This is a genomic window from Chamaesiphon sp. GL140_3_metabinner_50, from assembly GCF_025361915.1.
Taxonomy (GTDB): Bacteria; Cyanobacteriota; Cyanobacteriia; order Cyanobacteriales; family Chamaesiphonaceae; genus Chamaesiphon.
Genome location: NZ_JANYJC010000220.1, coordinates 1 through 2474, shown reverse-complemented (window position 1 = coordinate 2474; position 2474 = coordinate 1). Strand labels below are relative to the sequence as shown.

Annotated in this window: 2 protein-coding genes; one reads left to right on the top strand and one right to left on the bottom strand. The window is 47.9% G+C overall.

All coding sequences use genetic code 11. The features are described from left to right. A partial coding sequence (locus tag Q0R35_RS10995; protein ID WP_295617608.1) for an MBL fold metallo-hydrolase occupies nucleotides 1-512 on the bottom strand: 512 nt, incomplete at its 3' end. Nucleotides 513-608: 96 nt separating this feature from the next. On the opposite strand from Q0R35_RS10995, the gene Q0R35_RS10990 reads away from it, so the two are divergent. After that, complete coding sequence (locus Q0R35_RS10990; RefSeq protein ID WP_295617605.1) at nucleotides 609-1925, top strand: cytochrome P450; 1317 nt, start codon at nucleotides 609-611, stop codon at nucleotides 1923-1925. Nucleotides 1926-2474: the final 549 nt, after the last annotated feature.

Genomic DNA, 2474 nt, shown 5'->3' with positions numbered 1-2474 from the left:
GGTAATTTGAGATCGATTAATGGAGTAATCACGACATCGATCGAGCCTTCTTGGGCTAAGACTGGTGAATGATAGCCGTGAGGTTCGTAGTACAGACTGCGATTGTCGGCGCGCAAGATATAACCATTTTCGATCGCGGTGGGGCCGACTGGCGATCCGGGGACGGCTTTAATTTCAATTTCGCCAAAGCGATAGCTCTCGCCGGGAGCGAGGGATGTGACTTGTTGATAGCCGAGTTTTTGGACTACTTGCGCCGCATTGGGGGAGCCGACGACGGGGATCGATCGATCTAATATTTCTAACGTCGGTGGATGGGCGTGATCGGGCAATCCTTGAGAGAGTAAAATCAAATCGATATTAGCAGGTAGCGGTCGATCGACGGTTTTGGTACCCTGGAATAACCACGGGAAGTTCCCAAAGCTGAGATTGCCGACCAGCCAAGGGTCTAATAAGATATTTTTACCGCCCAGTTCGATGAGCCAAGAGTTACTGTCGAGCCAGGTAAGTTGCATAAATATTTCGATATGACGATATTATTAATATAATTTAACACGATCGCTGAGTTCGGATGAGCGGCGATCGCCCACACAATCCTATTTTTACCAAAGATGTCAGCAGATCGATCGGGTACCGCATCATTACCATTACCACCCGGACAATCTGGATTACCGTGGATTGGCGAAACTATTTCCTTTGTTACCGATCCAGATTTTGCCACCAAACGCCGTCAAAAATATGGGGCGATTTTTAGGACGCATATTATCGGTCGTCCGACGGTGGTGATGAGTGGTGCGGCGGCAAATAAATTTATTCTCTCTACTCATTTCGATAAGTTTTCTTGGCGCGATGGTTGGCCGGATAATTTTCAGGAATTATTGGGGGCATCTCTATTTCTGCAAGAGGGAGCCGAACACCAGAGGAATCGCCGATTGTTGATGCCAGCTTTTCATGGCAAAGCGTTGGTAAATTATGTCGAAACTATGACTAAAATTACCGATCGATATCTGACTAGATGGGAGCAAATTGGCGATTTAACTTGGTTCCCCGAACTTAAAAATCTGACTTTTGAAATTGCGAGTATCTTATTAATCGGCAGCGAACCGGGGGCGGAAACTACCGAATTGAGTCGGTTATTTACCGAGCTGACGAATGGTTTATTTACCATCCCCGTCAGATGGAGCTATACGACCTACGGACGCGCTTTAGCCGCCCGCGATCGCATCCTCGAACATATCGATCGGGTGGTACTGGAGCGGCAGCAAACTCCCACTCAGGATGCATTAGGATTGCTGGTGCAAAGTCAGGATGAGGCGGGAAATCGGCTGAGTATCACTGAGCTTAAAGTGCAAGCTTTGTTGCTATTATTTGCCGGACATGAGACGACGACATCGTTAGTGGCTTCGCTGTGTTTGGCACTGGCGCAGCATCCAGAGGTGTTGGCTAAAGCTAGAGCGGAGCAGGTAGAAATCGGGATCGATACGCCGATTTCGATCGATAGTCTCAAACAAATGACTTATCTCGATCGAGTTTTACGAGAGGTGGAGCGAATGTATCCGCCGATAGGTGGGGGTTTTCGGGGTGTAGTTGAGGAGTTTGAATTTAACGGTTATCGCGTCCCGAAGGGTTGGCAAGTTTTGTATCGGATTCCTGAAGCGCATTTCGATGCGGCGGTTTATCCAGCACCCGATACCTTTAATCCTGACAGACCGATCGATAAGGCTTCAGATTATAATTTTGTGACTTATGGTGGTGGTTCGCGCATTTGTATCGGGATGGCGTTTGCACAGATGGAACTTAAAATTATTGCGGCAATGTTATTACGTCGTAATAGTTGGGAGTTATTACCCAATCAAAATCTCACCCTCGATCCGATTCCGACTCTTCACCCCCGCGATGGTTTAAAAGTTAAGTTTCAAAAGTTGTGATTTCAGGGCTGGATTCGATGCGGGGTTTGTCCAGTATTTTAGTTGTTGGTAATCAGCTCAAGCGGCAAACTATATGTATTAGTGAGTTGCGATTTTCCTGGTGGGGGCAGAACCCGGATCTGGGGGTTCCGACCCCCAGCCCCCCCGTGCCAGAGGCGGAACGCCGCCCCTCAAACTCCCCTGTCTTGACTCGCTAAACCGTCGGGGAACCCGACGAGCGCGAGTCGCTGCGTAAGGGTTGATTGGTTAGAATCGGGGTGGGTGTTTCTACATTCCATGTATGGCTGTGATGCGGGTTTCTTCAAACTGTTATTCACTATTCACTATCCACTATTCACTATCCACTATTCACTATTCCCTATTCCCTATTCCCTAACCAATGAACATTTATTCTACTTTCCAGCAAACCGATCGACTGCGAGTTAGCGATGGTAAGGTTATTTCTATATTGAGCGGTTGTGAGACGGCAAATCGAGTATTGGTTATCGTTTGTCCGCAGTTGGGCGATTTTGATAGTCTCGAATATGCGTGGTGGTTGCAACGCGATCG

Excerpts from the sequence above, each read along its gene's own strand:
- Q0R35_RS10990 (WP_295617605.1), top strand. The coding sequence starts at position 609 with ATGTCAGCAGATCGATCGGGTACCGCATCATTACCATTACCACCCGGA.